Source organism: Cribrihabitans pelagius (assembly GCF_048820915.1).
GTDB classification, from domain to species: Bacteria; Pseudomonadota; Alphaproteobacteria; order Rhodobacterales; family Rhodobacteraceae; genus Cribrihabitans_A; species Cribrihabitans_A pelagius.
Genome location: NZ_JBMERR010000061.1, coordinates 1 through 1037 on the forward strand (window position 1 = coordinate 1; position 1037 = coordinate 1037).

A 1037-nucleotide genomic window follows, 5' to 3' on the forward strand; every position below is an offset into this window, starting at 1 on the left:
AACATGGCCCTTTCCGAGCTTCTCGCAAAGCAGGACGGCGGCGATTTCCTTCGCGCCGTCGCTGAGGCCGTTCTTCAGCTGATCATGGAGGCCGATGTCGAAGGCCTGATCGGCGCCGGCAAGCACGAACGGGCCGATCAGCGCACGACGTGGCGAAACGGGTATCGGGAGCGCGCGCTCGATACCCGTTTGGGCACACTGAACCTGAAGGTGCCGAAGCTCCGGCAGGGCAGTTATTTCCCCGGCTTCCTGGAGCCGCGCAAGACCTCGGAGAAGGCCCTGGTGGCGGTGATCCAGGAAGCGTGGATCGGCGGCGTGTCCACTCCCCGGGTCGATGTGCTGGCGCAGGCGATGGGTCTGCAAGGCGTATCCAAGAGCACGGTGTCGAAGCTGTGCAAGGACATCGATGAGCGCGTGAACGAGTTCCTGAACCGCCCCCTGACCGGCGAATGGCCCTATGTCTGGCTGGACGCGACCTATCTCAAGGTCCGCCAAGGTGAGCGGATCGTCAGCGTTGCGGCCATAATCGCCGTCGCCGCCAACACGGATGGGCGCCCCGAGATCATCGGTCTGGGGCTTGGCCCGTCAGAGGCCGAAACCTTCTGGATGGGCTTTCTGCGCGGCTTGAAAGCGCGTGGGCTCGACGGCACGAAACTGGTGATCAGCGACGCGCACAGCGGCCTCAGAGCCGCCATAGAGCGGGTGTTCGAGGCCACCTGGCAGCGCTGCCGCGTCCACTGGATGCGCAACGCCCTGGCCCATGTCTCGCGTGGCCAGCACACCGTGGTTGCTGCCGCGATCCGTCAGGCCTTCGATCAGCCCGACCGCACGCAGGCCGGCGAAACCTGGCGCCGTGTGGCCGATCAGCTCCGTTCGCGCTGGCCAAAGCTGGCGGCCCTGATGGACGAGAGCGAACACGACGTGCTGGCCTATATGGCCTTTCCCCGCCAGCATCGGACCAAGCTGCACAGCGCCAATCCGATTGAACGTCTGAACAAGGAGGTGAAGCGCCGCGCCGATGTGGTCGGCATCTTCCC

General features: G+C 65.2%; 1 protein-coding gene. It reads left to right on the forward strand.

The genetic code is table 11. The features are described 5' to 3' along the window. Positions 1-3: 3 nt before the first annotated feature. Positions 4-1037 (forward strand): IS256 family transposase (locus tag ACOHX0_RS21855; RefSeq protein WP_420679359.1); only part of this gene is annotated, 1034 nt, incomplete at its 3' end.